The sequence below is a fragment of the Pseudomonas sp. P7758 genome, assembly GCF_013386485.1.
Lineage (GTDB): Bacteria > Pseudomonadota > Gammaproteobacteria > Pseudomonadales > Pseudomonadaceae > Aquipseudomonas.
Genome location: NZ_JACARS010000016.1, coordinates 132,733 through 158,472 on the forward strand (window position 1 = coordinate 132,733; position 25,740 = coordinate 158,472).

Consider the following 25,740-nt stretch of genomic DNA (forward strand, 5'->3'; position numbering starts at 1 on the left):
ACCATGCTGCAGAACATTCCCACCCATGTGATTGCCGGGCCCCTGGGCGCCGGCAAGACCAGCCTGATCAAGCACCTGCTGGCCCAGCGCCCGGCCAACGAGCGTTGGGCGGTGTTGATCAATGAGTTCGGGCAGATTGGCCTGGATGCCGCGTTGCTCACCCGTGATGACGACGGGATTGCCCTCGGTGAAGTGGCGGGTGGCTGCCTGTGTTGCGTCAACGGGGCGCCGTTTCAGGTAGGACTGGGGCGTTTGTTGCGTAAGGCCAGGCCCGACCGGCTGTTTATCGAGCCGTCCGGGCTTGGGCACCCGGCTCAATTGCTCAAGCAGCTGCGGGAAGCACCCTGGCAGCAGGTACTGGCGGTGCAGCCGTGCGTGCTGGTACTGGATGCCCAGGCGTTGGCGGCGGGTAAACCTTTACCCAATGCCCAACGGGAGGCATTAGCCAGCGCCGGGCTGTTGGTATTGAACAAGAATGAAGCCTTAAGTGATGCGCAGCGCCTGTTGATTCAAGGACAACTGCCCGACCGGCCGATCTATTGGACGCAGCAGGCGCAACTGCCCTTGGCCCGGTTACCGGGTGTGAATGCTCAAGCGGCAGCGGCTGTGGATAACTTCGAGTTGCCCAAAGGCCTGGGGCAAATGCCGGCCATCTGGACGGAGCCGGCATCGCCGATCTGCCTCAGCCAGGGCCAGGAGGATGGCTGGAGCATTGGCTGGCGCTGGCATCCGAGTCAGCGATTCGACGCGCGGCGCATTCAGCAATGGCTGCAATCGTTGGACTGGCGACGGGCAAAACTGGTTATCCACAGCCTGGATGGCTGGGCATCGGCCAACGCTGTGGATAACGCAGCATTGGCCTGGCAGCCCAGCGAATGGCGGCGGGATTCGCGTATCGAATTGATCTTCAGCGAAGTGCAGGACGTTGCGCAGTTACAGGGTGGGTTAACCGCTTGCCGTCAGTGACGGGTCTTGCTGTTGCCATGCTCCTGGCGCCACTGGCTTAGCTCAATGATCTCGGCGCTGGGCAATGGCGTCTTGATCTCGAACGGGTAGGGCGCCAACTCGATTTGCGCGCTGTGGGCGCCGAATTGGGTGATGGTCCCCGGGTGCCGCGTTTCGCCGGTCACGGTGAATTCGAAGTTGTAGATCCGTGCCAGGCGCCGCCGCCCGCTGGCATCTTTCACAAAACCGATGCGCTTCAACGCCACGGCGCCATCGAGCAGCTCGATGTCGAGCTTGGCGCAGTGCTGCTTGACCCGTTCCAGCGCCCGCTCGCGCAGGCCGTGGTTGTGCCACAGCCAGGCGGCACCTGTCGCCAGCAGCATCAGCACGAAGATATTTCCGAGGGTCAGCATTCGATGAACTCCAACAAAGTAGGGCCAGCTTAACTGCGTCTCCGGTCTGTCGTACAGGCCGCGTTTAGTCGCATACTGCGCAGCCAGAATATCAACGGCTTTACGGAAATCCTCTGCATGAAACGTACGCCCCATCTGCTTGCGATCCAGTCTCATGTGGTCTTCGGCCACGCCGGAAACAGCGCCGCCGTGTTCCCCATGCAACGGGTCGGGGTGAACGTGTGGCCGCTCAATACGGTGCAGTTCTCCAACCACACTCAGTATGGTCAGTGGGCGGGAGAAGTGTTGGCGCCGCAGCAAATTCCTGCGCTGGTGGAAGGCATCGCGGCGATTGGCGAGCTGGGCAACTGTGATGCAGTGCTGTCGGGCTACCTGGGCAGTGCGGCCCAGGGCCGGGCGATCCTCACCGGCGTGGCGCGGATCAAGGCGATCAACCCCAAGGCTCTTTACCTGTGTGACCCGGTGATGGGGCATCCGGAAAAAGGCTGCATCGTCCCCCAGGAGGTCAGCGACTTCCTGCTGGAGGAAGCGGCGGCGATGGCCGACTTTCTGTGCCCCAACCAGCTGGAGCTGGACAGCTTTGCCGGGCGCAAGCCGCAGTCGCTGTTCGATTGCCTGGGGATGGCCCGTGCGTTACTGGCCCGCGGGCCGAAAGCGGTGTTGGTCAAGCACCTGGATTATCCCGGCAAGCTGCCGGACGGCTTCGAAATGCTGTTGGTGACGGCTGAAGGCAGCTGGCACCTGCGTCGGCCACTGCTGGCATTCCCGCGTCAGCCGGTGGGCGTGGGCGACCTGACGTCGGGCCTGTTCCTGGCGCGGGTGTTGTTGGGCGATAGCCTGGTGGCGGCCTTTGAGTTCACTGCTGCAGCGGTGCATGAAGTACTGCTGGAAACCCAGGCGTGCGCCAGCTATGAGCTGGAACTGGTGCGCGCCCAGGACCGGATTGCCCATCCGCGAGTTCGCTTCGAGGCAACCCCAATCGGGCTGTAGGACTATTCCTGATTGAGCGACGCAAAGGGCGTCCGTTACTACCGGCCGTCTTTTTGCCCTCTGCGTTCATCAAGGAAGATCATGTCGTTATCCCTGCTCCATTCGCCACGGGCATTTATCGCATTGGCCCTGGTTACGCTGCTCAGTGGTTGCAGCGTCCACGGTACCTATCCTGACGCAACCGAGCCCGATGCGGCGAAGCTGCGGTTCATCTCCAACACCACCAACAGCACCCTTTTTGTCTATGACGCACAGCATTGCATGGGTGAGACCACAGGCATTCTCAACAACATGTTCCTGGTGGACACCAAGCGGCGGGTAGACATGCTTGTGCCGCCACCGCCCACGGCTCGTGGGCTGCTGGAGATCAAGCTGGCGCCCGGAAAGGACACTATGTTGATGATCAACACCAACGGCAGCTCCTATGTCTGTGGCAAAGCGTTCAATCTAACGCCCAAGGCGGGTGAAGAGTACGAAGTGACCTTCGAATTGCAGGGCCGCCAATGCAGCACGCTGCTCCAGCGTCTTACGCGATTGGACGGCAAGGACGTGCGGATCCCGCAGCCGCTGTTCGAGACCGGCATGCCGTCTTGCGAGGGCAAAGGTCCGATATTCGGCAAGTTGTTACCGGATACTCCGCAGCGAATGGTGTTGATTGATCGCATTCTTGACGAGCGTGCGCAGTCGATCACGGCCATCGTGTCAGAGAATAAAGTCGACCGAATGCAAACCTCGCCTCAAGAGCTTGATGAGTTGATCAGCAAGCGCAAGGCGTTGATGGGCTCGTATACCTTGCCGCCGGATTATTGGAACCAGTTTCGGCAGAACTACGAACTGTCGAATCAAGAGTCTGCCGGTCGTCTGGCCCGGGCTCTGGGGTTTTACACTGAGGTGTACCGCCAGCGCCTGCGGGGAACTGAGGATGCCGTCCTGGAGCAATGGATGCAGCCTACGGACAGTGCGATCAAATCGCGCGTAGCGGAGAACGACAAGCTTATGGTGCAGTACTACGTGAATACCCGAAAGAGCGTGACGATGGAGGTGGTCAATCACCATATGGAGCGCATGGCCCAGTTGGACCAGCGCTTTGATGTGTGTGCGCACTTTGACAAGTGCTCGCGTTACTAAGCGGTCATCCAGAAACCTGGCGGGCTCTTACGGGCCGTCTGCCTTGATTTCCTGATAGCGCTTTTCCAGCTCCTGGCGAATCTGCCGGCGCTGTTGAGCCTGCACAAACCGTCGCTTGTCTTCGCTGTTCTGCGGTTGCAGCGGCGGCACGGCGGCCGGTTTGCGCTGGTCATCCACCGCGACCATCGTGAAGAAGCAGCTATTGGTGTGGCGTACCGAACGCTCACGGATGTTCTCGGTGACCACCTTGATCCCCACTTCCATCGATGTGTTGCCGGTGTAGTTGACCGAGGCCAGGAAGGTCACCAGCTCGCCGACATGGATCGGCTCGCGAAAAATCACCTGGTCCACCGACAACGTCACCACATAGCGCCCGGCATAACGGCTGGCGCAGGCGTAGGCCACTTCGTCGAGGTACTTGAGCAGCGTGCCGCCGTGCACATTGCCAGAGAAGTTGGCCATGTCAGGGGTCATCAATACTGTCATCGACAGCTGGGCGTTTCCGGGTTCCATAGCACACTCACGGGTTGTAGGCATTGGGTGGGGAGGCACCTCTGCGGGTGCTGGAATCTTTGCAGAGCCATTCATAACGGGACGCTGGGCCCCGGCTTGCCGTCACGCCTGGGGCGATCTGTTTCCATATATTGCACCGGCTTTCTGCCGCAAGTCGCGGTGTTACCCTTCAAAAGCCCGTCTCAAAGGCAATTCTTACGATCAAGGCAGACTTTTCTTTCCGTTCATTGCGACCTTTCGGGGTGCATGCGTGGAAATGGGAAAAGCGCCAGTACCCCTCAAGGAGCCCCTCGCCATGCACGCCATCAGCTTTATCCAGGACCTGGCCGTGATCATGCTGGTGGCCGGGGTGGTGACGATCCTGTTCCATCGGCTCAAGCAGCCGGTGGTGTTGGGGTATATCGTCGCCGGCTTCATCATCGGCCCGCACACCCCACCGTTTGGCCTGATCCACGACGAAGACACGATCAAGACCCTGGCCGAGCTTGGGGTGATCTTCCTGATGTTCTGCCTGGGCCTTGAGTTCAGCCTGCGCAAGCTGTTCAAGGTTGGCGCCACCGCCTTTATCGCGGCGTTCCTCGAAATCATCCTGATGATCTGGATCGGCTACGAAATCGGCCGCTGGTTCGACTGGAACACCATGGACTCGCTGTTCCTGGGCGCGATCCTGGCGATTTCCTCGACCACCATCATCGTCAAGGCGCTCAATGACCTGAAGATGAAAAACCAGCGCTTTGCCCAGCTGATTTTCGGGGTGCTGATCGTCGAAGACATCCTCGGCATCGGCATCATCGCCTTGCTGTCGAGCATTGCCGTCAGCGGCACGGTCAGCTCCGGCGAGGTGTTCTCCACCGTCGGCAAGCTCTCGCTGTTCATGATTGTCGCACTGGTGATCGGGATTTTGCTGGTGCCACGCCTGCTGGAGTACGTGGCCAAATTCGAAAGCAACGAGATGCTGCTGATCACCGTGCTGGGCCTGTGCTTCGGTTTCTGTCTGCTGGTGGTCAAGCTGGAATACAGCATGGTGCTGGGGGCATTCCTGATCGGCGCGATCATGGCCGAATCCCGGCAATTGCTGAAGATTGAGCGCCTAATCGAACCGGTTCGCGACATGTTCAGCGCGATCTTCTTTGTCGCCATTGGCTTGATGATCGACCCGCAGATCCTCCTGCAATACGCCTGGCCGATTGCGGTGATTACCGTGGCCGTGGTGCTGGGCAAGATGTTGTCCTGTGGGTTGGGGGCGTTTATTGCGGGTAACGATGGCCGCACTTCATTGCGAGTGGGGATGGGGCTGTCACAGATCGGCGAATTTTCATTCATCATCGCCGCGCTGGGGATGACGTTGCAGGTCACCAGCGACTTCCTGTATCCGGTGGCGGTGGCTGTTTCTGCGATTACCACACTGCTCACACCCTATCTGATCCGTGGCGCAGACCCGCTGTCGCTGAAGATTGCCGCAGTGATGCCCAAGCGCATGAGCCGGGTGTTCGGGATGTATGGCGAGTGGCTGCGCAGCATTCAGCCCCAGGGCGAGGGTGCGATGCTGGCGTCGATGATCCGCAAGATCATTCTGCAGGTGGGGGTGAACCTGGCGCTGGTGGTGGCGATCTTCTTTGCCGGCAGCTTTTTCGCGGCGCGTATTGGCAGCTACCTGGAAGGCTGGGTCAGCGATCCGAGCTGGCAGAAGGCATTGATCTGGGGTGGGGCGTTGCTGCTGTCGCTGCCGTTTTTGATTGCGGCGTACCGCAAGCTCAAGGCGCTGTCGATGCTGCTGGCGGAGATGAGCGTGAAGCCGGAAATGGCCGGGCGCCACACTCAGCGCGTGCGCCGGGTGATCGCCGAAGTGATCCCGATTCTTTCGCTGCTGGTGATTTTCCTGCTATTGGCAGCCTTGTCGGCCAGTATCCTGCCGACCAACAAGTTGCTGGTGCTGATCGCCGTGGTGACGGCCGCGGTGGCCGCCGTGCTGTGGCGCTGGTTCATCCGCGTGCATACGCGGATGCAGGTCGCCTTGCTGGAGACCCTGGATAACCATAAGGATACGCCGGAGCACTGAGTGGGTCGCAGAGGGCTGCTTCGCAGCCCAGCGCGAGCAAGCTCGCTCGCCACAACAAGCGCCCTCGGCACACAGGGGTCTCAGCTTTCCAGCCAGACGTCCCGTGCCCAGTGCCACACCGATTCCCAGGTTTCTTCGGTGACGAGTTCTTCTTCGCCGGACCACAGCACCACGGTGCCGTCTTCCTCGACGCAGTAGTAGTCGTCGCCGTCCTGGCAGATCGGGATCATGCTGCGGTCAACACCGGCATCCCAGGCGTTGGCGGCAACGTCCGGCAGGTAGGTGTGGGACTGTGGGTCGGTGACGGTCACCGGCTCCAGGCTGCCGTAGACCACATCGCTGACGGTCAGCAGAAATTCACGGAAGACGAACGGAATATCGATGAAAAGTTGTTCCTCGATTTCCACCAGTTGATCTTCGTCAGGCAGCTCCAGAGGAACCGGTACCGGTTCGTTGGCTTCACGCAATTGTTCGATAACTTCTTCCACGGCCGGGATCCTCTTGCTAGATGGCGCGGTTTATAGGGGCGTTTTATACAGTAGCTCGCTATAAGTGCAACCGTGAAATAGAAAACCCCGGACAAGTCCGGGGTTTTTGTTACTGCGTACTCAAAGCGGGCAGGGATCAGCCGTTCTGGCGGATACCGGCGACCAGCCAAGGCTGGTTTTCGCCTTGTGGGCGTTCCATGTTCCAGCTTTCGCTGAACACTTCGCCCTGGTCGAAACGCGAGGTCTTCGACACACCGCTGAAGGTCAGGGTGGCGATGGTCTTGTCGGCGCGGTCATCCACACCTTCAAGCTGCACTTTCAGGTCGTCGATGTAGGTCGACTGGAAGCCGTCGCCCAGGTCGGCACGTTCGCGCTTGAGGAACTCCAGGAGTTGCGGGGTCACGAACTCGGCGATCTTGTCCATTTCGTTGGCGTCCCAGTGTTGCTGCAGGGACTGGAAGTGGCTGCGGGCCGCTTCGACGAAGCGCTCTTCGTTGAACCAGGCGGGTGCGTTGATCACCGGACGAGCGGCAGCAGGAGCAGCCGAACCGCCGAAGATCGAACCCATGGCAGCAGGCTTTTGCTCGAACACTTCACGCTGCATCGGCGCGCCGGCTGGAGCCATGTGCTCCTGTTGCTTGCGGCGACGGGCGGCGATAAAGCGGAAGATCAGGAAGGCGATGACCGCCATGATCAGGATGTCGAAGATCTGCATGCCCTGGAAGCCGCCGCCCATGAACATGGAGGCGAGCAGGCCGCCGGCCGCGATACCGGCCAGAGGGCCCAACCAGCGCGAAGCACCGCCAGCCTTGGCAGCAGCGCCTGCGGCACCGGCAGCGCCAGCGGTCGCAGCTGCGCCGCCCATGCCGCCGCCGGATGGGGCCATTTGGCTGGTCTGGTGGCTCGGCGCCGAGCCCATGGATTTGCCGCCACCGAAGCGCTTGGCGTTGGCGTCGAGGCTCATCGTCAGGCCGATGCACAACGCCATGGCGATGCTAAGAAAACGTTTCATAAAGGGAATTCCCATTTGTGGATTGCACGCGCGCCATGTTGCACAGGTGTGATGTCAGTGGCTAGCGGCATAGTGTTTCGGGCTTTTGCGTAGGGCCAATACCGAATCGTCTGTAGGACTTATTACAGATATTGGCCCCACCGCTGCCAAATACAAGGGTGGGGCAACATCCTTCATGTTCTACAGTTGTTTCAGATTGCTTCGAGCTTGGCGTAGCCCATCATCAGCCACTTGCTGCCTTCGGCGAAGTTCACCTGCACCCTGGCCTGGGCACCGGCGCCTTCGAAGTTGAGTATCACGCCTTCGCCGAAGATCGCGTGCTTGACCTGCTGGCCAAGGCTGAACGGCGTCTCGGGGATTTCCGAACCAGCGAACATGCTGCTGGAGTTCTGCTGCTGGCCGCCGCCGAACGGTCGGCTGACGCTGTTGGACAAGCGCACTTCCTGAATCAGCCCTTTCGGCACCTCGCGTACGAAGCGCGACACCTTGTTGTAGGTCTCGCTGCCGTACAGGCGTCGGGTTTCGGCGTAGGTCATCACCAGGTTCTGCATCGCCCGGGTGATGCCCACGTAGGCCAGGCGGCGTTCCTCCTCAAGGCGGCCGGGTTCTTCCAGGCTCATCTTGTGGGGGAACAGGCCTTCTTCCATGCCCACCAGGAACACGTAGGGGAATTCCAGGCCCTTGGCACTGTGCAAGGTCATCAGCTGAATGCTGTCTTCATGCTCATCAGCCTGGGTGTCGCCGGCTTCCAGGGACGCGTGGCCGAGGAATGCCGCCAATGGCGTCAGGTCTTCGTCTTCTTCGGTGTTTTCGAACGCGCGGGCGGCGCTGACCAGTTCCTCAAGGTTTTCTACCCGGGCCTGGCCTTTCTCGCCTTTTTCCGCTTCGTGGTAGGCGATCAGGCCGGACTGCTCGATCACGGTCTGGGTCATCAGGTGCAGGGGCATTTCCATGCACTTGGCGGCCAGGTTCTCGATCAGCTCGACAAACACGCTCAAGGCACCGGCCGCACGGCCGGTCAGGCCCTTGTTGGCGATCAGCAGGCGCATCGCTTCCCACATCGACACATCGCTGTGGCGTGCGTGGTCGCGAATCGCCTCGACGGTCTTCTCGCCGATGCCGCGGGCCGGAATGTTGATCACCCGTTCCAGCGCCGCATCGTTGCCGCGACCTTCCAGCAAGCGCAGGTAGGCCATGGCGTTCTTGATTTCGGCACGTTCGAAGAAGCGCTGGCCACCATAGATGCGATACGGAATGCGCTCGCGCAGCAGGGCCTCTTCCAATACCCGTGATTGGGCGTTGGAGCGGTAGAGAATCGCGATATCGCTGCGGGCCAGGCCGGTTTTCAGGGCGCTTTCGATGGTTTCCACCACGTAGCGCGCTTCATCGTGTTCGTTGAAGGCGGCGTACAGGTTGATCGCTTCGCCTTCGCCGCCGTCGGTCCACAGCTCTTTGCCCAGGCGCCCGGTGTTGTTGGCGATCAAGGCGTTGGCGGCCTTGAGGATCCCGGCGGTGGAGCGGTAGTTCTGTTCCAGGCGGATGGTTTCGGCGTCCGGGAAGTCGTCGCTGTACTGGTAGATGTTCTCGATTTTCGCGCCGCGCCAGCCGTAGATCGACTGGTCGTCGTCGCCCACCACCATCAGGCTGTCGCCGCCCTTGGCCAGCAGGCGCAACCAGGCGTACTGCACGGCGTTGGTATCCTGGAACTCGTCCACCAGGATGTGGCGGAAGCGTTTCTGGTAGTGCGCCAGCAAGCCCGGGTTGTCGCGCCACAAGTCGAGGGCTCGCAGCAGCAGTTCGGAGAAGTCGATGACGCCGGCGCGCTGGCAGGCCACTTCATAGGCTTCATAAATGCTGCGCATGGTGGCCAGGAACAGGTCGCCGCTGGCCTGGATATGTTGCGGGCGCAGGCCTTCATCTTTCTGGCCATTGATGAACCACTGGGCCTGACGGACCGGCCAGCGTTGTTCATCCAGGCCCAGCTCGCGGATCACCCGCTTGACCAGGCGTTGCTGGTCGTCGCTGTCGAGAATCTGGAAGGTCTGGCTCAGGCCGGCTTCCTGCCAATGCGCCCGCAACAGGCGGTGCGCCAGGCCGTGGAAGGTGCCCACCCACATGCCGGCCGGGCTGATGCCCATCAACTGCTCGATGCGATGACGCATCTCGGCAGCGGCCTTGTTGGTGAAGGTCACCGACAGGATGGAATGCGGTGAGGCGTTCTCGACCTGGATCAACCAGGCGATACGGTGCACCAGCACTCGGGTTTTACCGGAGCCAGCACCGGCCAGGACCAACTGACGGCCAACGGGGGCCGCTACGGCCTGGCGTTGGGCATCGTTGAGGGAGTTCAGCAAAAGAGAGAGATCATCGCGCATCGGCGCATTCTAGGGTGCCCGGGGGAGTCGGGCAAATCCCAATGCCGGGTGGTCACGGGAAAACTTCTGCGTCGACACAGGATAAGGCAACAATCTATTCACGGTGATGACCGGTCGGTCATCGCCCACAGCCCGCGCCCTGTCTCACTCAAGCTGTCTGGCTCCAAGGTTTGCGCCTGATTGTCGCGCTGTTTTTATGACTTGGGGCAGTTTGGCCCGAGCGTTTGCTTGTGTATGCTCCGTCGACGTTTCGGGCTCACCATTATAAGAACACTGCCTATGACCCTTAGCATTGACCTGGCGGGACCCTCCGTGGCGCCGGCGCAGGTTATCCGCAAGCACTACGCCATGGAGATGGCGGTGGAGCGCACGCGCCTGCTTTACCAAGGCTCCCTGCTGCCTACTTTATTAATGCTGGTGAATGGACTGGTCTGCGCCTGGTTGCTCTGGAGCCCGCAGCGCTATCTGCTGGACAGCATTTGGCTGGTATGGCTGCTGGCGCTGGTGGCCTTGCGGGTAATTCAGGTGGCGGCGTTCGATTCCGCCATGCCCAGCCGCCAGGCGCAACCGATCTGGCGACGCATGTTCCTGCTGGGCTCGGCCGTCAGCGGCTTGACGCTGGCCAGTGCTGCCATCGCCCTGGTACCGGTGGACAGCTTTGCGCAGCAGGCCTGGGTGTTCGGCCTGCTCGGCGCGGCGACCTTGTCCGCCAGTGTGGCCTATGCCGTCAGCCTGCCGGCTTTCCTGTCGTTTGCCGCGCCCTGCCTGGTGCCGGCCATCCTCTATTTATTCTGGAGCGGCGACCCGCAACAGCAAGGCTGGGGTTGCCTGGGCCTGATTCTGCTGGCATCCCTGAGCCTGGTGGCATGGCAGGTCAATCGCCTGATCCAGCGCGGGCTGCTCAGGCGCTTCCAGAACCAGGCGTTGATCGAGCACCTGCAGCAAGCGCAGCAACGCAGCGAGCAACTGAACCAGGAACTGGTGCGTGAGGTGGAGCAGCGGCGCCAGGTCGAACAAGAGTTGCGCGAAGCACAGATCGGCCTGCAGCAACGCGTCGATCAGCGCAGTCAGGAACTGGACGCGGCGAGCCTGGCCCTGAGCAAAAGCGAGGCGCGTCTGGCCATGGCGTTGCAGGCCAGCGAACTGGGTCTGTGGGACTGGAACCTGCAAACCGATGAGGTCCACCACACGCAGCTCAAGGAGTTGTTCGGCCTGGAGCCGGAATACGTCACGGCGATGCTCAGCCACCTCAAGCCACGCCTGCACCCGGACGACTTGCCGCTGCTCAAGCGCGCGCTGGTGGAGCACCTTAAAGGCCGCAGCGAGGACTACCTGGTGGAATACCGGGTGCGCCATGGCGATGGCCATTGGGTATGGATCCAGGACCGTGGCCGCGCCGTGGAGCGCTCGGCAGGCGGGCGCGTCACGCGGATGCTCGGTACCCGCCGCGACATCAGCGCCGGCAAGGTCCTGGAAGAACAGCAGCGCCTGGCATCGACGGTGTTTGAGGCGGCCAGCGAAGGCATTGTGATCCTCGACCCGGACTACGTGCTGATAGCCGTCAACCAGGCATTCAGCCGCGTTACCGGCTTCGACATTGACGACATGATCGGGCGCAATGTCGTGGAGCTGCCCAGCAGCCGCGACGCACGGCGCCACTTCCCGGTGATCCGCCAGGCGTTGCTCAGCCACGGCACCTGGCAGGGCGAGCTCGTGGAGACCCGCAAGAACGGCGAACTCTACCCGCAATGGCTACAACTGAATGTAGTCCGGGATATTCGGGGAAACGTCAGCCATATCGTGGGCTTCTTCGCCGATCTGTCTGCGCGCCGCGAATCCGAAGAGCGCATGCGCTATCTCACGCACTACGACGAATTGACCGGGCTGGCCAACCGCTCGCTGTTCCGCGAGCGGTTGCGCGAAGCCCATCAGCGGGTGCGCCAGGGTGGCCGCAGCCTGGCTTTACTGCATATCAACCTGGACCGTTTCAAGCTGCTCAACGACAGCCTCGGGCATGAAGTGGCCGACCAGTTGTTGCAGAAAATGGCCCGCCGCTTGATCAACGCCTTGCCTGAGGCCGACACCATCGCGCGGCTCTCTGGCGATGAATTCGCCGTGCTGTTCGACGCCTACGGCAACCTGTCGAGCCTGGCGCGGGTGGCCACGCGGTTGCTGGCCAAGTTGCGGGTGCCGGTGACGGTGGAAGGGCACGAGCTGGTGGTCAGTGCCTCAATGGGCGTCAGCCTGTTGCCCGACAATGCGCGGGAAATATCCGCGCTGGTCAGCCAGTCGAACATGGCCATGCAGCACGCCAAGCACCTGGGCGGTAATAACTTCCAGTTCTACACCGACAGCCTGCAGGCCAGCACCCTGGAACGTTTGCAGCTGGAAAACCAGCTGCGCAAGGCGATTGATGAGCGCCAGCTTACGGTGTTCTACCAACCCAAACTGTGCCTGGCCAGTGGCAAGCTGAATGCGGCCGAAGCATTGATTCGTTGGGAACATCCGCAGTGGGGCATGGTGCCGCCCGGCGACTTTATCGGGCTGGCCGAAGAAACCGGCCTGATCGTGCCGCTGGGGGAGTTCGTGTTGCGCCAGGCGTGCTGGCAGGCTTGTGAATGGCAACGCCAGGGGCTGGCGCCGATTCGGGTGTCGGTCAACCTGTCGGTGCACCAACTGCGCCAGGGCAAGCTGATCAGCCTGGTGCGCCAGGTGCTGGAAGAAACCGGGCTCGATCCGCAATACCTGGAGCTGGAACTGACCGAAAGCCAGCTGCTCGACAGCGTCGAGCACATCATCTCGACCTTCCAGCAACTGCGCGACCTGGGAGTGAAGCTGGCGATTGATGATTTCGGCACCGGTTACTCATCCCTCAGTTACCTCAAGCGCATCCCCGTGGACTACGTGAAGATCGACCAGACGTTCATTCGCGGCCTGGGCCAGGGACGCGAAGATGCCTCGATCACCCGCGCCATCATTGCCATGGCCCACGGGCTGTCGCTCAAGGTGGTGGCCGAGGGTGTGGAAGATCAGCAGCAGCTGGACTTTTTGCGGGATGAGCAATGCGACGAGGTGCAAGGCTATTTGATCAGTCGGCCGGTGGAAGCGGATGGCTTGGCGGATTTGTTACGAAAAAATGCCGATTTTCCATAGTTGAGCCCAAGCCGCACGCGGGGCTACATCGAGCCTGCCCGCTGAATCAGCGGGCAGCAGCGTGATTAAGTGATGCATCGAACGGGCAAATCGGTAATTCTTGTAGTATAACTACAAGCTTGCTACATCCCTGGCGTCTGCCAATAACAAGAGTCCAGCCCTTTGAACCTGTTGCAACATATCGCCCAGTCGCGCCACCTGTTACGCAAATCGGAACTCAAGGTTGCCGATCACGTGCTGCTTGACCCTGCGGCCGTGATGCACAGTTCCATGGCCGACCTGGCCCACAGCGTGGGCATCAGCGAGCCGACCATCGTGCGCTTCTGCCGCGCCATCGGTTGCTCCGGTTTCCAGGACTTGAAGCTCAAGCTGGCCCAGAGCCTGGCAGCGGGTGCGAGCTTTGGCCAGTTTGCGATCCACGAAGACGATTCCGTCGCCGACTACAGCCTGAAAATCTTCGACACCACCCTGCACACCCTGATGGAAGTGCGCGAAAAGCTCGACCCGGTGGAGCTGCAAAAAGCCGTGACCGCCATGTCCCAGGCCCAGCGCGTGGAGTTCTATGGTTTCGGCGCGTCCGGCGCGGTGGCGGCCGATGCCCAGCACAAGTTCTTCCGTCTGCTGCTGACGGCGGCGGCCTACAGCGACCCCCACATGCAGGCGATGTCGGCGGTGACGTTGAAGCCCAGCGACGTGGCGATCTGCATTTCCCAGTCCGGCCGCTCCAAGGATTTGCTGATCACCGCCAACCTGGTGCGTGAAAGCGGCGCGACCCTGATTACCCTGTGCCCGAGCCAGACGCCATTGGCAGAGCTGTCGACCGTCAACCTGGCGATCGATGTACACGAGGACACCGAGATCTACACGCCGCTGACCTCGCGTATCGCCCACCTGGTGGTGATCGACGTGCTGGCGATGGGCGTGGCCATGGCGCGCGGCCCGAGCCTGGTCAACCACCTCAAGAGCGTGAAGCGCAGCTTGCGCAGCCTTCGGTTGTCACCCAAGTCCGTAAAAGCCCTCGACGACTGATAGTTTGTACGCGGACCAATTGTGGGAGCGGGCTTGCTCGCGAATGCGAAGTGTCAGTCACTGAATATGCTGGCTGGCCCACCGCATTCGCGAGCAAGCCCGCTCCCACATTTTGATTGGGTCCTGCCCCGCAAGATTCATCGTCCTGTCATCCCCGTGCCGCCAAACCGTCATTGCCCGAGCCCATCCTGAACTCCCCTTACTCGCATTGGGAGACTCGAAATGGCTCGGCAATACGAAGAAAGCAACAGCACCGTCAAGACCCGCCGCCAGCAGGAAGACCAGCGCCGCATGGCCTTCCGTCGCGCAATTGAAGACCGCTGCGATCAGCGTCAATTGCAACAGAGCATCAGTGACTATCCGGAACTCCACTGGCAGGCACCCGCGGCTGCCCAGCGAAGCGTTCAGCCAGCGCGCTGATCTGCAGTCGCTCGCTGCGGATAAAGCCCAGGAATGCATGGGCCACCGGTGACAGGCGCTTGGCCTTGGCCTGCACCAGGCACCAACTGCGGTACAGCGGCAGTTCTTCCACCGGCAGCTCCCTGAGCCCGCCGGTGGCCAGTTCCAGGTTGACCGCGTGGCGCGTCAGCAGCGCCACGCCCAACCCGGCGGTCACGCACTCGCGCTGCGCCTCGGCCGAAGACACTTCCACCGTCTGGGTGAAGTGCACGCGCTTCTCCTTGAAATACTCTTCGCACGCCATCCGCGTCCCGGACCCCGGCTCGCGCAACAGCAGCGTGTAAGGCTCAAGGTCCTGCAGGCGCAACGGCCCTTGATGGCTCAGCGGATGATCGTGGGGTGCCACCGCGACAATCGGGTTGTTCAGGAACGGCAGGAATTCCAGGCCCATGTCCTGGGGCACCATCGACATGATCACCAGGTCGTCGCGGTTGTCTGAAAGCCGGCGAATCACCTGGGCGCGGTTGACCACCGTCAGGTGCAGGTTGACCTCCGGATGCTGGCGCTTGAAGGCGGCAAACAGGTGCGGCACGAAGTACTTGGCGCTGGATTCCACCGCCAGTTTCAGCTGGCCCTGCAACGAGCCCTGCATGTCGGAGAGCTGCATATCGAGGTTTTCCAGGCGGCCGAAAATGTCCCGGCTGGCCCGTTGCAAGGCTTCAGCAGCTTCAGTCATATAGAGCTTTTTGCCGACGTAATCGAACAATGGCTGGCCCAGCAGCTCCTCCAGCTGCTTGATTTGTAGGCTAACTGCCGGTTGCGTGAGGGACATTTCCTCGGCTGCGCGGCTGTAGGAACGCAAATCACAGACTTCATTGAAAATCTGCAATTGACGCAATGTCATACGCATCAATGACTTACGCATAGTTCAAGCACTCCCGCCGACCCTTGATGCGACGACTATAAGTCTTTGCTTATACACAACCCAATAATTATTGATTTTTGTTAATCCCTGCAGGGGCATAGTGTGTGTCACGCGACTGCCATGAAACATTTGGTCACGCGCCGACCCGCTTCCAGGGTCGAAGTAGGTAGCAATCGGCTCAAGGGAATTTCCAAGTGATAAAAAAGATCCTGATCGCCAACCGTGGTGAGATTGCCGTACGTATCGTGCGTGCCTGCGCCGAGATGGGCATTCGTTCGGTCGCGGTCTATTCCGATGCCGATCGCCATGCCCTGCATGTAAAGCGTGCAGATGAAGCCCACAGCATCGGTGCCGAGCCATTGGCCGGTTACCTGAACCCGCGCAAGCTGGTGAACCTGGCGGTGGAAACCGGTTGCGACGCGCTACACCCCGGCTACGGCTTCCTCTCGGAAAACGCCGAGCTGGCAGATATTTGCGCCGAACGTGGGATCAAGTTCATCGGCCCATCGGCCGAAGTGATTCGCCGCATGGGCGACAAGACCGAAGCCCGCCGCAGCATGATCAAGGCCGGTGTGCCGGTGACCCCGGGCACCGAAGGCAACGTTGCCGACATCGCTGAAGCCCTCACCGAAGGCGACCGCATTGGTTACCCGGTGATGCTCAAGGCCACCTCCGGTGGTGGCGGTCGCGGTATCCGTCGCTGCAACAGCCGTGAAGAACTCGAACAAGCCTTCCCCCGGGTAATTTCCGAAGCCACCAAGGCCTTCGGTTCGGCGGAAGTGTTCCTGGAAAAATGCATCGTCAATCCCAAGCACATCGAGGCGCAGATCCTCGGTGACAGCTTCGGCAATGTGGTGCACCTGTTCGAGCGCGATTGCTCGATCCAGCGCCGTAACCAGAAGCTGATCGAGATCGCCCCTAGCCCCCAGCTGACCCCTGAACAGCGTGCCTACATCGGCGACCTGTCGGTGCGCGCGGCCAAGGCCGTGGGCTACGAGAACGCCGGCACCGTGGAGTTCCTGCTCGCCGAGGGCGAGGTGTACTTCATGGAGATGAACACCCGGGTGCAGGTGGAACACACCATTACCGAAGAAATCACCGGCATCGACATTGTGCGTGAGCAGATCCGCATTGCGTCGGGCCTGCCGCTGTCGGTCAAGCAGGAAGACATTCAGCACCGGGGTTTTGCGTTGCAGTTCCGCATCAACGCCGAAGACCCGAAGAACAACTTCCTGCCCAGCTTCGGCAAGATCACCCGTTACTACGCACCCGGCGGTCCCGGCGTGCGTACCGACACGGCGATCTACACCGGCTACACCATCCCACCGTTCTACGACTCGATGTGCCTGAAGCTGGTGGTGTGGGCGTTGACCTGGGAAGAAGCCATGGACCGCGGCCTGCGCGCCCTGGACGACATGCGCCTGCAAGGCGTGAAGACCACCGCCGCCTATTACCAGGAAATCCTGCGCAACCCGGAATTCCGCAGCGGCCAGTTCAACACCAGTTTTGTGGAAAGCCACCCTGAGCTGACCAACTACTCGATCAAGCGCAAACCCGAAGAGCTGGCCCTGGCCATCGCCGCCGCCATCGCCGCCCACGCAGGCCTGTGAGGAATATAAGAATGAGCAAGAAGATCTTCGTAACCGACACCATCCTGCGCGACGCCCACCAATCGTTGCTGGCGACCCGCATGCGCACCGACGACATGCTGCCGATCTGCGACAAGCTCGACAAAGTCGGCTACTGGTCCCTGGAAGTCTGGGGCGGCGCGACCTTCGACGCCTGCGTACGCTTCCTGAAAGAAGACCCGTGGGAGCGCCTGCGCAAACTGCGCGCGGCGTTGCCCAACACGCGCCTGCAAATGCTGCTGCGTGGCCAGAATCTGTTGGGCTACCGCCACTACAGCGACGATGTGGTCAAAGCCTTCGTCGCCAAGGCCGCTGTCAACGGTATCGACGTGTTCCGCATCTTCGACGCGATGAACGACGTGCGTAACCTGCGAGTGGCCATCGAAGCGGTAAAAGCCGCCGGCAAACATGCCCAGGGCACCATCGCCTACACCACCAGCCCGGTGCACACCATCGAGGCGTTCGTGGCCCAGGCCAAGCAAATGGAAGCCATGGGTTGCGACTCGGTGGCGATCAAGGACATGGCCGGCCTGCTGACACCATACGCCACCGGCGAGCTGGTCAAGGCGCTGAAGGCCGAGCAGAGCCTGCCGATCTTCATCCACTCCCACGACACTGCGGGCCTGGCTTCGATGTGCCAGCTCAAGGCCATTGAAAACGGTGCCGACCATATCGACACCGCCATCTCCAGCTTCGCCTGGGGCACCAGCCACCCGGGTACCGAGTCGATGGTCGCGGCCCTCAAAGGCAGCGAATTCGACACCGGCCTCAGCCTGGAACTGCTGCAGGAAATCGGTTTGTACTTCTACGCCGTGCGCAAGAAGTACCATCAGTTCGAAAGCGAATTCACCGCCGTCGACACCCGCGTGCAAGTCAACCAGGTACCGGGCGGGATGATTTCCAACCTGGCCAACCAGCTGAAAGAGCAGGGCGCGCTGAACCGCATGAGCGAAGTGCTGGCCGAAATCCCGCGGGTTCGTGAAGACCTTGGCTTCCCGCCGCTGGTCACCCCGACTTCGCAGATCGTCGGTACCCAGGCGTTCTTCAACGTGCTGGCCGGCGAGCGCTACAAGACCATCACCAACGAAGTGAAGCTGTACCTGCAAGGCGGCTACGGCAAGGCGCCGGGCACCGTGAATGAAAAACTGCGGCGCCAGGCCATCGGCAGCGAAGAGGTGATCGATGTCCGTCCGGCAGACCTGCTGAAGCCGGAAATGACCAAGTTGCGCGGCGAAATCGGCGCGTTGGCCAAGTCCGAAGAAGACGTACTGACCTACGCGATGTTCCCGGACATCGGGCGCAAATTCCTTGAAGAGCGCGACGCTGGCACCTTGAGCCCTGAAGTGCTGTTGCCGATTCCTGAAGCCGGCGGCGTGGCCCGTGCCGGTGGTGAAGGTGTGCCGACCGAGTTCGTGATCGACGTGCACGGCGAAAGCTATCGCGTGGACATCACCGGGGTGGGCGTCAAGGCCGAAGGCAAGCGCCACTTCTACCTGTCCATCGACGGCATGCCGGAAGAAGTGGTGTTCGAGCCGCTCAACGAGTTTGTCAGCAGTGGCGGCAGCAAGCGCAAGCACGCCACCGCGCCAGGCCATGTCAGCACGGCGATGCCGGGCAACATCGTCGACGTGCTGGTCAAGGAAGGCGACGTGGTGAAGGCCGGCCAGGCTGTGTTGATCACTGAAGCGATGAAGATGGAGACCGAAGTACAGGCGTCGATCGCCGGCAAGGTCACCGCCGTACACGTGGCCAAGGGCGACCGGGTCAACCCGGGTGAAATCCTGATTGAAATCGAAGGCTGATCAACAGCCTTCGAAACTACCGCTTAAACCTCGGGGGGGCATGTGCCCCCTTTTTTTTGCCCGCAATAATCAGAACGCCAGGGTCCACTGGCCCAGCAAACCCTGGTTACGGCTGTGGGTGCCGACCTCGGCGGTATAGGCCAGGCCCACGGTGTGCCGGGTCGACAGCGCCAGGTCCACCCCGGTGTGCAGCGCCAGGCTGTCGCGGTCCAGGGAGGTGCCTTCGATGGTGAAGTCACTGTTGAAGCCCGGCCGTTTTACCCACGCGGAGGACTGGCGCACGGTGCTGCTCACGTCACCGTAGAGGTGCTTCCAGCCTGTGCTCAGGTGCGGCTTGAGGGCCATCTGGTTGTCCAGCGTAAAGGCACTGGCCAGGCGCAAGCCGAAGGTGCTGCTGAGGTTTTCCTGGGTCTGGGCGCCGACATTCAGCGCTGTAAAGCCGCCTTTTTCCTTGTAGCGGTCGCGGTGATAGCGCTGGTAGCCGATCCCCGCATAGGGTTCGACGCTGAAACTGCCCTTGTCCAGTTGATAGCCCAGCTCGGCGAAAGCGTTCTGGCTTTGGGCGTTGTATTTGCCTTTGGACTGCTCGCGGCGCTCAACGAAATCAAAGTCTACGGTGCGTTGGGTTTGGCCGGCATGGCTGCTGTAGATCGCCCCCAGGCGCAATGCAAGGGGGCCGTCCTGACGCACGGCGTAACCGCCGAGGTGCCAGCTGTCCAATTCGCCCTTGAAGCGTTTGGCGTTCAGGTCGCTGGCGGACTTGGCGCCCATCACACCCACCCGCCAGGCATCGTCCACTGCCCAGTCGCCGCCCAGCATCAGGCCTTGGGTGTGTTGCTGCAGGCCCACGCTACCGTGCTGTCCTTCAAGCTTGCCAGCGTTGCCCAGGGCCTGGAACCATACGTGGCCATTGCCTTCGGCATCCGTAAGGTTGCGTTCGTCGCCTGTCCGGCGCATGACTGAAAGCAGGCTGCTGTTGAGCTGTTTCATGCTGTCTTGAGTGGCGGCGCCAAGGTTGGCGTTCTGGCTGCCTGCCAGTTGCTCCAGAACTGCACCCACACGGCCCGGTGCCAGCCTGCCAAGTTCCCGGGCGATATTGTCCAGTTCGTACTCTTGCCACTCATTGAGTTCGCCCGACTTGATGAGGGTGTCCACGGCAGAGTCCAGTACGCGGGCAACCTGCTGGCCGTTACGGGTGGTGGCGTGGTCGGTAAAGTTAAAGTCGGGAGTGGGCTTGGGTGGCTTGGGGCGCTGGTGGCCTTGCTGGCCGGCCTCTGGCGCCGGGATGAACCACTCGCTGTCTGGATCGATGTCCCCTCGCGCCTGGACGAATTGAGCGTTGGTGGCACCCAGCGCGAAGGTGATGGCGAGTGCGAGTTGTTTCTGAAGGAGTGGCATGCAGGTCCGACCTCTTGATGTATGAGGTCGGGAAATCTAGCGGGGTAAAGGGCGGATAAATGTCAGGCCATCCACCCTTTGCCTGCCAGAGATGTCTCTAGTGGGCCGCGATTAAAAACTCATCTGCCATTGCCCGATCAGCCCGTGATTGCGGCTGTTACTGCCTATTTCGCCGCTGTAGCCCACGCCGAGGGTATGGCGTGCCGACAGGCCTACATCCAGCCCGGCTTCCAGCAACAGGCTGTCGCGGTCCAGGGCGCTGCCTTCGACGTTGAACGCGGTGCCGCCCATCAGGAAGGCCTGGCGGGTGCTGCTGTCCACGTCGCCGTAGGTGTGTTTCCAGCCGGCGCTGACCCGCGGTGTGAGACTGATGCCGTTGTCCAGCTGGCTCAAGTGCGCCAGGCGCAGGCCGAAGGTGCTGCTGAAATTGTCCTGGGTTTGCCCGTCGACATGCAGGGCGGCGGCGCCGCCTTTTTCGTTGTAGCTGTCGCGGTGGTAGCGCTGGTAGCCGAGGTTGGCGAACGGCTCGGCGCTCAGGCGCCCGCTGCCCATGGCATAACCCAGTTCGGCGAAGGCTTGTTGGCTGTTGGCGTCGTAGTCACCTTTGGGCCGATCGTTGAAACCGTCAAAGGCCACCGTACGTTTACTGTCTCCCTGGTGCCCGCTGTACGCAGCACCCAGGCGCAAGGCCAGCGGTCCGCTCTGGCGCATGGCGTAGACGCCGGCGTGCCAGCTGTCGACGCTGCCGTCGACGCCGGTGGTGTCCAGGTCGGTCTTCGAATAACCGCCCAGCACGCCCACGCGCCAGTCCGAATCGAGCGCCCAGTCGGCCCCCAGCACGCTGCCTTTGGTGCGCTGGGTCAGGCCATTGCTGCCGTGGTCGCCGTCGAGCTTGCCGTAGCTGCCGATACCTTGCAGCCACAGGCGGCCCCGGGCATTGGGGTCGTTGAGGTTACGGGCTTCGGCGGGTACGCCGGTGGCGGCCAGTACGGGTGTGTCTTTTTGATCAAGGCCCACCAGCAGTCCGGCACCGCCGCCCAGTTGGTGCATGGCGTTCAACATGCTGTTGCCGACCTGGGCGCTGGCACCGAGGGTGGCACTGGTCAGGTTGGCGGTGCTGCTGCCGGCCAATTGCTCGATGGCGGCACCGGCGCTGCTGTTGGTGGTGTTGAGCAAGGCGTTGTACAACGCGTTGTTCTTGCCCAGGCTCGCCAGGGCGTTGGCGGCGCGGGTGCCGTTGCCGGTGTTGGCGAACTGATTGAACGCCACGTCATTGCGGGAATAGGTCAGGCCGACCTGGGTAGGGCTGTAATCCAGGGTGGGGGTGAGGAAGGCATAGTCGCTGGTGACCTTGCCGAACGTGCCATTGATGCTGCCGGCCTGCAGTACCGTGTAGTGGCTCTGCCACGGGTAGGTGCCGGTGCCGGGATTGACCGCCAGGGTCGCGCCATTCAGGTACGCGGTGCCGCCGACCTGGACCGGTGCGCTGCTGCCGTCGGCATTCACGCCATAGGCCAGGGTCGAGCCGCTGGTCATCGTCAGGTCGCGGGTGATGCTGGCGGTGCCGAGGGCGGTGTTGGTCTGCAAGGTGCCTTTGACCAACAGGCTGCCGACACTGCCGCCACCGGCATAAATACCGCCTTCATCGACGGTCAGGTTGCCAGCGATCCCACCCTGGTTGATCAGCTTGGCGCCGCTGAAAATCTCGCCGCCGTCGCTGAAGTCGCCGCTGCCGGTGAGGGTCCAGGTGCCTTGCTTCACGTCCAGCCATTCGAAGTTGCGGCTGTCGCCGAAACTGCCGCCGGCGGCGTCGTCCATGATCACGCGGTCATATCCGGTGCCGCCATCCACCACGCCGACAAAGCGGCTGCCGCCGAGCAGGGTCAGCGTGTCATCGCCGCCGCCCAAATCCAGGGCCAGGCCGTTGCTGCCGCTGATCACGCCGGCGTTGACCACCGTGTCGGCAAACTCGCCGACGAACTTCACGCCAAAGCCGTTCAGGCCCTGAATGGTGCCATGGTTGATCAGGGTGGTTGCAGCGAGTCCCGGGCCGTCGCTGCCGTCGTCCACCAGCACCGCGTTGTTGGCACCGCTTACCAATGCACCCACGCCGTTGAACACGTAGCCACCGCCGAGGGCGATGCCTTCGCTGCCGTTGGCAAAGCCGTTCTTGTCGACACCGCCGGCGCCGACGCCCTGGATGATGCCGTAGTTTTCAATGTGGGCGATCTTGTCGATGTCCACGCCGTCACCGTCGCCGTCCGGCTGCAGTCCGGAAAATGCGCCGGTAATAGTGCCATGGTTGATCACCGTGCCATCGCCGTCGGAACCAAAACCCGAGCCGTTGCGGCCGATTACCGTGCCGTAGTTGGTCAGCGTGGCGCCCAGGTCGGTGGTGATGCCGTGGCGGCCGCCGGAGATGAGGCCGTAGTTGGTGACGGTCACGCCAGTAGCGGAGTCGATGTCGACGCCGTCGAATTTGTCATCGCGCGAGTGGGTGTCGCCGGTGGAAATCTCGCCGTAGTTGGTGATCGTAGCGTTGCCGCCGGTCTTCATGCCGTCGCTGGCGTCACCGCGAATCAGCCCGCCCTGGCGGTTGATGATAGTGGTGGTGACGTTGGAGCTGCGGATCGCATCCAGGTCCAGACCTTGGCCGGTGGCGGAGCGAATGGTGCCGCTGTTGTCGATCAACAGGCTGCCGCTGGCGAAGTTGCTGTCGATGCGCAGCGCGTCGTTGGCGCCCTGGATCACGCCACCGGCGCGGTTGTAGATGCTGTAGTTGCGCGCGCCGGTGAGGCTGCCGCTGCTGTCGATGGCCCGGCCACCCGTGGAGGTAATGCTGCCGGAGTTGTCGATCACCACGCCATTACCGGTGGTGCCGTCCTTCAAGGTCACCGCGACTTTGGAGGTGGTGATACTGCCCGGTGCCGAAATCGTCAGCGAGTCGCTACCGCCCAGGGTTTGCCCGGTGGTGGTGGGCGTGTCGATCTGCAGCGTCTTGGTTGGCGCGGGCGCCGCATCGACAAAACCGCTGCTGACCAGCAGGCCGAGGGTGAGCGCAAGGCGCTGGGGCGAAGGGGGCATGGCGGGCGACCTTGTTTTTGGAAAAGAGTCGACCTGTATAGCGGAGGTTTTTTACAGAATGATGGCGGGGAGGTGACGGGGATTGAAATGAGCCTGACGGTTGAAGAACGAACCCGGTTGATCGAAAGCATTCAGGATGCATTGGCCGAGGGAACGCTGGAAATAGCCGAGGCGGTACGCCGGCTGCGAACGGAAGTCACTGGGTTGCATCAGAGCCAGTTTGCCAAGATGTGCAAAATCTCCGTACGCACGCTGGTGCATATCGAACATGGCGAGGGCAATCAGACGCTGAAGTCGTTGAACGCAGTGTTCAGGCCGTTTGGGTTGAAGATGGGAGTGGTGAAGGTTCGCAGAAGCTTGTAGGAAAAGGCGATGGCGTGGTGTTTGATATAGATGCTCGCCTATTCGCCTCGGCTGAGCACAAGGCCCGGATACGCTGAAGATACAATGTGGGAGCCGGGCTTGCCCGCGATGACGGTGGGTCAGTTGATACATTTGTGACTGATACGCCGCTTTCGCGAGCAAGCCCGCTCCCACATTTGTCAGGGGGTGGCAGGGTGGCTTAGGTACGGCATTCCACCAGCGTTTTCAACTGTCCCGAACCGGTCTGGTTGGCATCTGACAGCCACCGCTCAAACCCCGCCCCAATCGCCGGCCATTCCCCATCCAGGATCGAGTACCACGCCGTATCCCGGTTGCGGCCCTTGACCACGGTGTGCTGGCGAAACACCCCTTCAAAACTGAAACCCAAACGCTCGGCGGCGTTTTTGGAGCGGGCGTTGGCGTTGTTGCACTTCCACTCCAGGCGGCGATTGCCCAGCTCAAACGAGTGCCTGGCCAGCAGGTACACCGCCTCGGTGCTTTTCGGTGAGCGCTGCATCGGTGCGCCGAAGGTCACGTGGCCGATTTCAATGCGGCCTTGCTCGGGCACGATGGACATCAGGCTGAGGATGCCTTGCACCTCGCCGCTGGCCTTGTCGATCACACTGAAGAAGTACGGGTCGCTGTGGGACGCGTGGTTGTTCAGCCAGGCATCGAAGGCGGCGCGCTCGGGGAATGGGCCGTAAGGCAAATAGTCCCACAGCTTCGGATCCGCGCCGGGGCCTTGCAGGGCGTTGAACAGGTCATCGCCGTGGCGGGCGGGGTCGAGTTTTTCCAGGCGCACGAAGCGCCCTTCGATAAGGGTGACGGTGGGCGCCGGGACACCTTTCCAGTCGGCCAATGATGTCGTCATGCTGTGCTTCTCCTTAAAGACCTTTGCGAAACTGGATAAAGCCGGGGCGTTCGGCGATGCGTTCGTACAGCTGGATGGCGGTGGCGTTGGTCTCGTGGGTCAGCCAGTGGACCTTGCAGCAACCGTCGGCCTTGGCGGTGGCGTAGACGAATTCGATCAGCTTGCGGCCGACGCCGGTGCCGCGCTGGGCCGGATCTACCAGCAAATCCTGCAGGTAGCAGGAGTTCTCGATGCTCCAGTTGGAACGGTGGTAGATGAAATTGACCATGCCTACGGCCTTGCCGTCCTGCCAGGCCAGGGCCGAGTGGGTCGGCTCATTGGCGTCGATCAAGCGTTGCCAGGTGTTCTGGCTGACGGCGTCGGGCAGTTCGGTGTTGTAGAAGCGCAGGTAGGCTTGCCACAGGGGCAACCAAGCGGCGTGGTCGGCGGCGCTGACCTGGCGGATTTCGATCTGGCTCATGATGGCTCCTTGGGAATAAAGCGGGCGAGGGTCTGGTCGCGTACGTCGGTGCTGGCAGCCAGGCCGTCGCGAACACCGGCGATGTCCGCCGGGCTGCGGTTCTGGCTGAGTTTGCGTTTGCCTTCCAGGCGTTGGATCGGCAGGGCAAAGCCGACGATGGCCTTGAGCATGCCGTCGATGTAGTCGGCCGGGGCGTCGCTGACTTTCCAGGGTTGGGCGCGATTGCCTTCATGGCGGTCGGTGAGGGCGCTGACCAGTTCGAGCAGGCGCTCGGCGTCGGTGAACACTTCGCCGGTGCCGTATGCGTGTACCGCGATGTAATTCCAGGTCGGCACCACTTTGCCGTGTTCGGCCTTGGCCGGGTAGAACGACGGACTGACGTAGGCCTCGGCGCCGGCAAAAATCACCAGGGCCTCGCCGCCATTTTGCAGGTCCTGCCATTGGCGATTGGCCTTGGCCATGTGCCCGTAAAGGGTGCCGTTGGGCCCTTCATCCGGGTTGAGCAGCAGCGGCAAATGGCTGGCTTGCAGGCCTTGTTCGCCCAAGGTCACCAGTTGCGCCAGGCGCGTGTGCTGGATCAGTTGCTGGATTTCGGGCAAGTCATCGAGGGCAAAGGCGCGTGGTGTGTACATGAAGATTTTCCTTGGCGAATGCCTGCATCCTAGGCAGGCTATTGGTTCGTTGTAAGAGCCATCTACAGTCAAT

The 25,740-nt window shown here is 61.7% G+C and carries 21 protein-coding genes; 10 read left to right on the forward strand and 11 right to left on the reverse strand.

The genetic code is table 11. The features are described from left to right. The first annotated feature begins 3 nt into the window (after window positions 1-3). Entirely contained in the window at window positions 4-966 is a 963-nt protein-coding gene (locus tag HX873_RS04480) for a GTP-binding protein (RefSeq protein ID WP_177122421.1), read from the forward strand. Here HX873_RS04480 and HX873_RS04485 read toward each other — a convergent pair. After that, window positions 960-1,358 carry a DUF3301 domain-containing protein gene (locus HX873_RS04485; protein ID WP_003213466.1) on the reverse strand — a complete coding sequence of 133 codons (399 nt, stop codon included), beginning with the start codon at window positions 1,356-1,358 and terminating at the stop codon, window positions 960-962. The genes HX873_RS04480 and HX873_RS04485 overlap by 7 nt on opposite strands. Window positions 1,359-1,475: 117 nt before the next feature. Between HX873_RS04485 and pdxY the strand changes: the two genes are divergently transcribed. Then, the gene (pdxY, locus tag HX873_RS04490; RefSeq protein WP_003213465.1) at window positions 1,476-2,348 is read left to right on the forward strand and encodes a pyridoxal kinase PdxY; all 873 of its coding nucleotides are present in this window, start codon (window positions 1,476-1,478) and stop codon (window positions 2,346-2,348) included. 81 nt (window positions 2,349-2,429) lie between these two features. Then, complete coding sequence (locus tag HX873_RS04495; RefSeq protein ID WP_177050695.1) at window positions 2,430-3,476, forward strand: hypothetical protein; 1,047 nt, start codon at window positions 2,430-2,432, stop codon at window positions 3,474-3,476. Between the two features lie 27 nt (window positions 3,477-3,503). Here the strand turns inward: HX873_RS04495 and HX873_RS04500 are convergent, their stop codons facing one another. Further along, on the reverse strand, window positions 3,504-3,989 hold the full coding sequence (locus HX873_RS04500; RefSeq protein ID WP_003213461.1) for an acyl-CoA thioesterase: 486 nt from the start codon (window positions 3,987-3,989) through the stop codon (window positions 3,504-3,506). Window positions 3,990-4,284: 295 nt separating this feature from the next. On the opposite strand from HX873_RS04500, the gene HX873_RS04505 reads away from it, so the two are divergent. After that, window positions 4,285-6,048, forward strand: coding sequence for a cation:proton antiporter (locus HX873_RS04505; protein ID WP_003213459.1), 1,764 nt, complete (start codon window positions 4,285-4,287; stop codon window positions 6,046-6,048). An 80-nt stretch (window positions 6,049-6,128) separates the two neighbouring features. Here the strand turns inward: HX873_RS04505 and HX873_RS04510 are convergent, their stop codons facing one another. The 3 genes from HX873_RS04510 to uvrD form a co-directional block, all read right to left on the reverse strand. Then, entirely contained in the window at window positions 6,129-6,536 is a 408-nt protein-coding gene (locus HX873_RS04510; protein ID WP_003213456.1) for an SMI1/KNR4 family protein, read from the reverse strand. Between the two features lie 136 nt (window positions 6,537-6,672). Then, window positions 6,673-7,548 (reverse strand): Tim44 domain-containing protein, encoded by an 876-nt coding sequence (locus tag HX873_RS04515; protein ID WP_003213454.1) that lies wholly within the window; start codon window positions 7,546-7,548, stop codon window positions 6,673-6,675. A 191-nt stretch (window positions 7,549-7,739) separates the two neighbouring features. After that, window positions 7,740-9,923, reverse strand: a complete 2,184-nt coding sequence (gene uvrD / locus HX873_RS04520) for a DNA helicase II (protein WP_003213452.1) — start codon at window positions 9,921-9,923, stop codon at window positions 7,740-7,742. Between the two features lie 279 nt (window positions 9,924-10,202). Between uvrD and HX873_RS04525 the strand changes: the two genes are divergently transcribed. The 3 genes from HX873_RS04525 (at window position 10,203) to HX873_RS31705 (ending at window position 14,525) form a co-directional block, all read left to right on the forward strand. Further along, window positions 10,203-13,076: a GGDEF domain-containing phosphodiesterase gene (locus HX873_RS04525; protein WP_177122422.1), complete on the forward strand. Its 2,874-nt coding sequence runs from the start codon at window positions 10,203-10,205 to the stop codon at window positions 13,074-13,076. Window positions 13,077-13,238: 162 nt separating this feature from the next. Continuing rightward, window positions 13,239-14,105, forward strand: coding sequence for a transcriptional regulator HexR (gene hexR / locus HX873_RS04530; RefSeq protein WP_003213447.1), 867 nt, complete (start codon window positions 13,239-13,241; stop codon window positions 14,103-14,105). 222 nt (window positions 14,106-14,327) lie between these two features. Then, entirely contained in the window at window positions 14,328-14,525 is a 198-nt protein-coding gene (locus HX873_RS31705; protein ID WP_003213445.1) for a PA3496 family putative envelope integrity protein, read from the forward strand. Here the strand turns inward: HX873_RS31705 and HX873_RS04535 are convergent. Beyond that, the gene (locus HX873_RS04535) at window positions 14,455-15,429 is read right to left on the reverse strand and encodes a LysR family transcriptional regulator (protein ID WP_003213443.1); all 975 of its coding nucleotides are present in this window, start codon (window positions 15,427-15,429) and stop codon (window positions 14,455-14,457) included. The two genes, HX873_RS31705 and HX873_RS04535, sit on opposite strands and share 71 nt — an antisense overlap. A gap of 194 nt (window positions 15,430-15,623) precedes the next feature. Between HX873_RS04535 and HX873_RS04540 the strand changes: the two genes are divergently transcribed. Next, window positions 15,624-17,039 carry an acetyl-CoA carboxylase biotin carboxylase subunit gene (locus HX873_RS04540; protein ID WP_003213442.1) on the forward strand — a complete coding sequence of 472 codons (1,416 nt, stop codon included), beginning with the start codon at window positions 15,624-15,626 and terminating at the stop codon, window positions 17,037-17,039. An 11-nt stretch (window positions 17,040-17,050) separates the two neighbouring features. Beyond that, entirely contained in the window at window positions 17,051-18,859 is a 1,809-nt protein-coding gene (gene oadA / locus HX873_RS04545; RefSeq protein WP_177122423.1) for a sodium-extruding oxaloacetate decarboxylase subunit alpha, read from the forward strand. Between the two features lie 69 nt (window positions 18,860-18,928). On the opposite strand, the gene HX873_RS04550 is transcribed toward oadA, so the two are convergent. Together HX873_RS04550 and HX873_RS04555 are read right to left on the reverse strand one after the other, a co-directional pair. Continuing rightward, a complete protein-coding gene (locus HX873_RS04550) occupies window positions 18,929-20,257 on the reverse strand; it encodes an autotransporter domain-containing protein (protein ID WP_003213438.1) in 1,329 nt (442 codons plus the stop codon). Between the two features lie 111 nt (window positions 20,258-20,368). Next, entirely contained in the window at window positions 20,369-23,341 is a 2,973-nt protein-coding gene (locus tag HX873_RS04555; protein ID WP_177122424.1) for an autotransporter domain-containing protein, read from the reverse strand. 87 nt (window positions 23,342-23,428) lie between these two features. On the opposite strand from HX873_RS04555, the gene HX873_RS04560 reads away from it, so the two are divergent. After that, window positions 23,429-23,704 carry a helix-turn-helix domain-containing protein gene (locus HX873_RS04560; RefSeq protein WP_087694596.1) on the forward strand — a complete coding sequence of 92 codons (276 nt, stop codon included), beginning with the start codon at window positions 23,429-23,431 and terminating at the stop codon, window positions 23,702-23,704. 199 nt (window positions 23,705-23,903) lie between these two features. On the opposite strand, the gene HX873_RS04565 is transcribed toward HX873_RS04560, so the two are convergent. The 3 genes from HX873_RS04565 to HX873_RS04575 are packed head-to-tail and all read right to left on the reverse strand — an operon-like array spanning window position 23,904 to window position 25,667. Beyond that, entirely contained in the window at window positions 23,904-24,575 is a 672-nt protein-coding gene (locus HX873_RS04565) for a GNAT family N-acetyltransferase (RefSeq protein WP_102370186.1), read from the reverse strand. A gap of 13 nt (window positions 24,576-24,588) precedes the next feature. Continuing rightward, complete coding sequence (locus HX873_RS04570) at window positions 24,589-25,035, reverse strand: GNAT family N-acetyltransferase (RefSeq protein WP_003213433.1); 447 nt, start codon at window positions 25,033-25,035, stop codon at window positions 24,589-24,591. Further along, window positions 25,032-25,667: an FMN-binding negative transcriptional regulator gene (locus HX873_RS04575; protein WP_177020310.1), complete on the reverse strand. Its 636-nt coding sequence runs from the start codon at window positions 25,665-25,667 to the stop codon at window positions 25,032-25,034. The genes HX873_RS04570 and HX873_RS04575 overlap by 4 nt, the downstream gene beginning before the upstream one ends. Window positions 25,668-25,740: the final 73 nt, after the last annotated feature.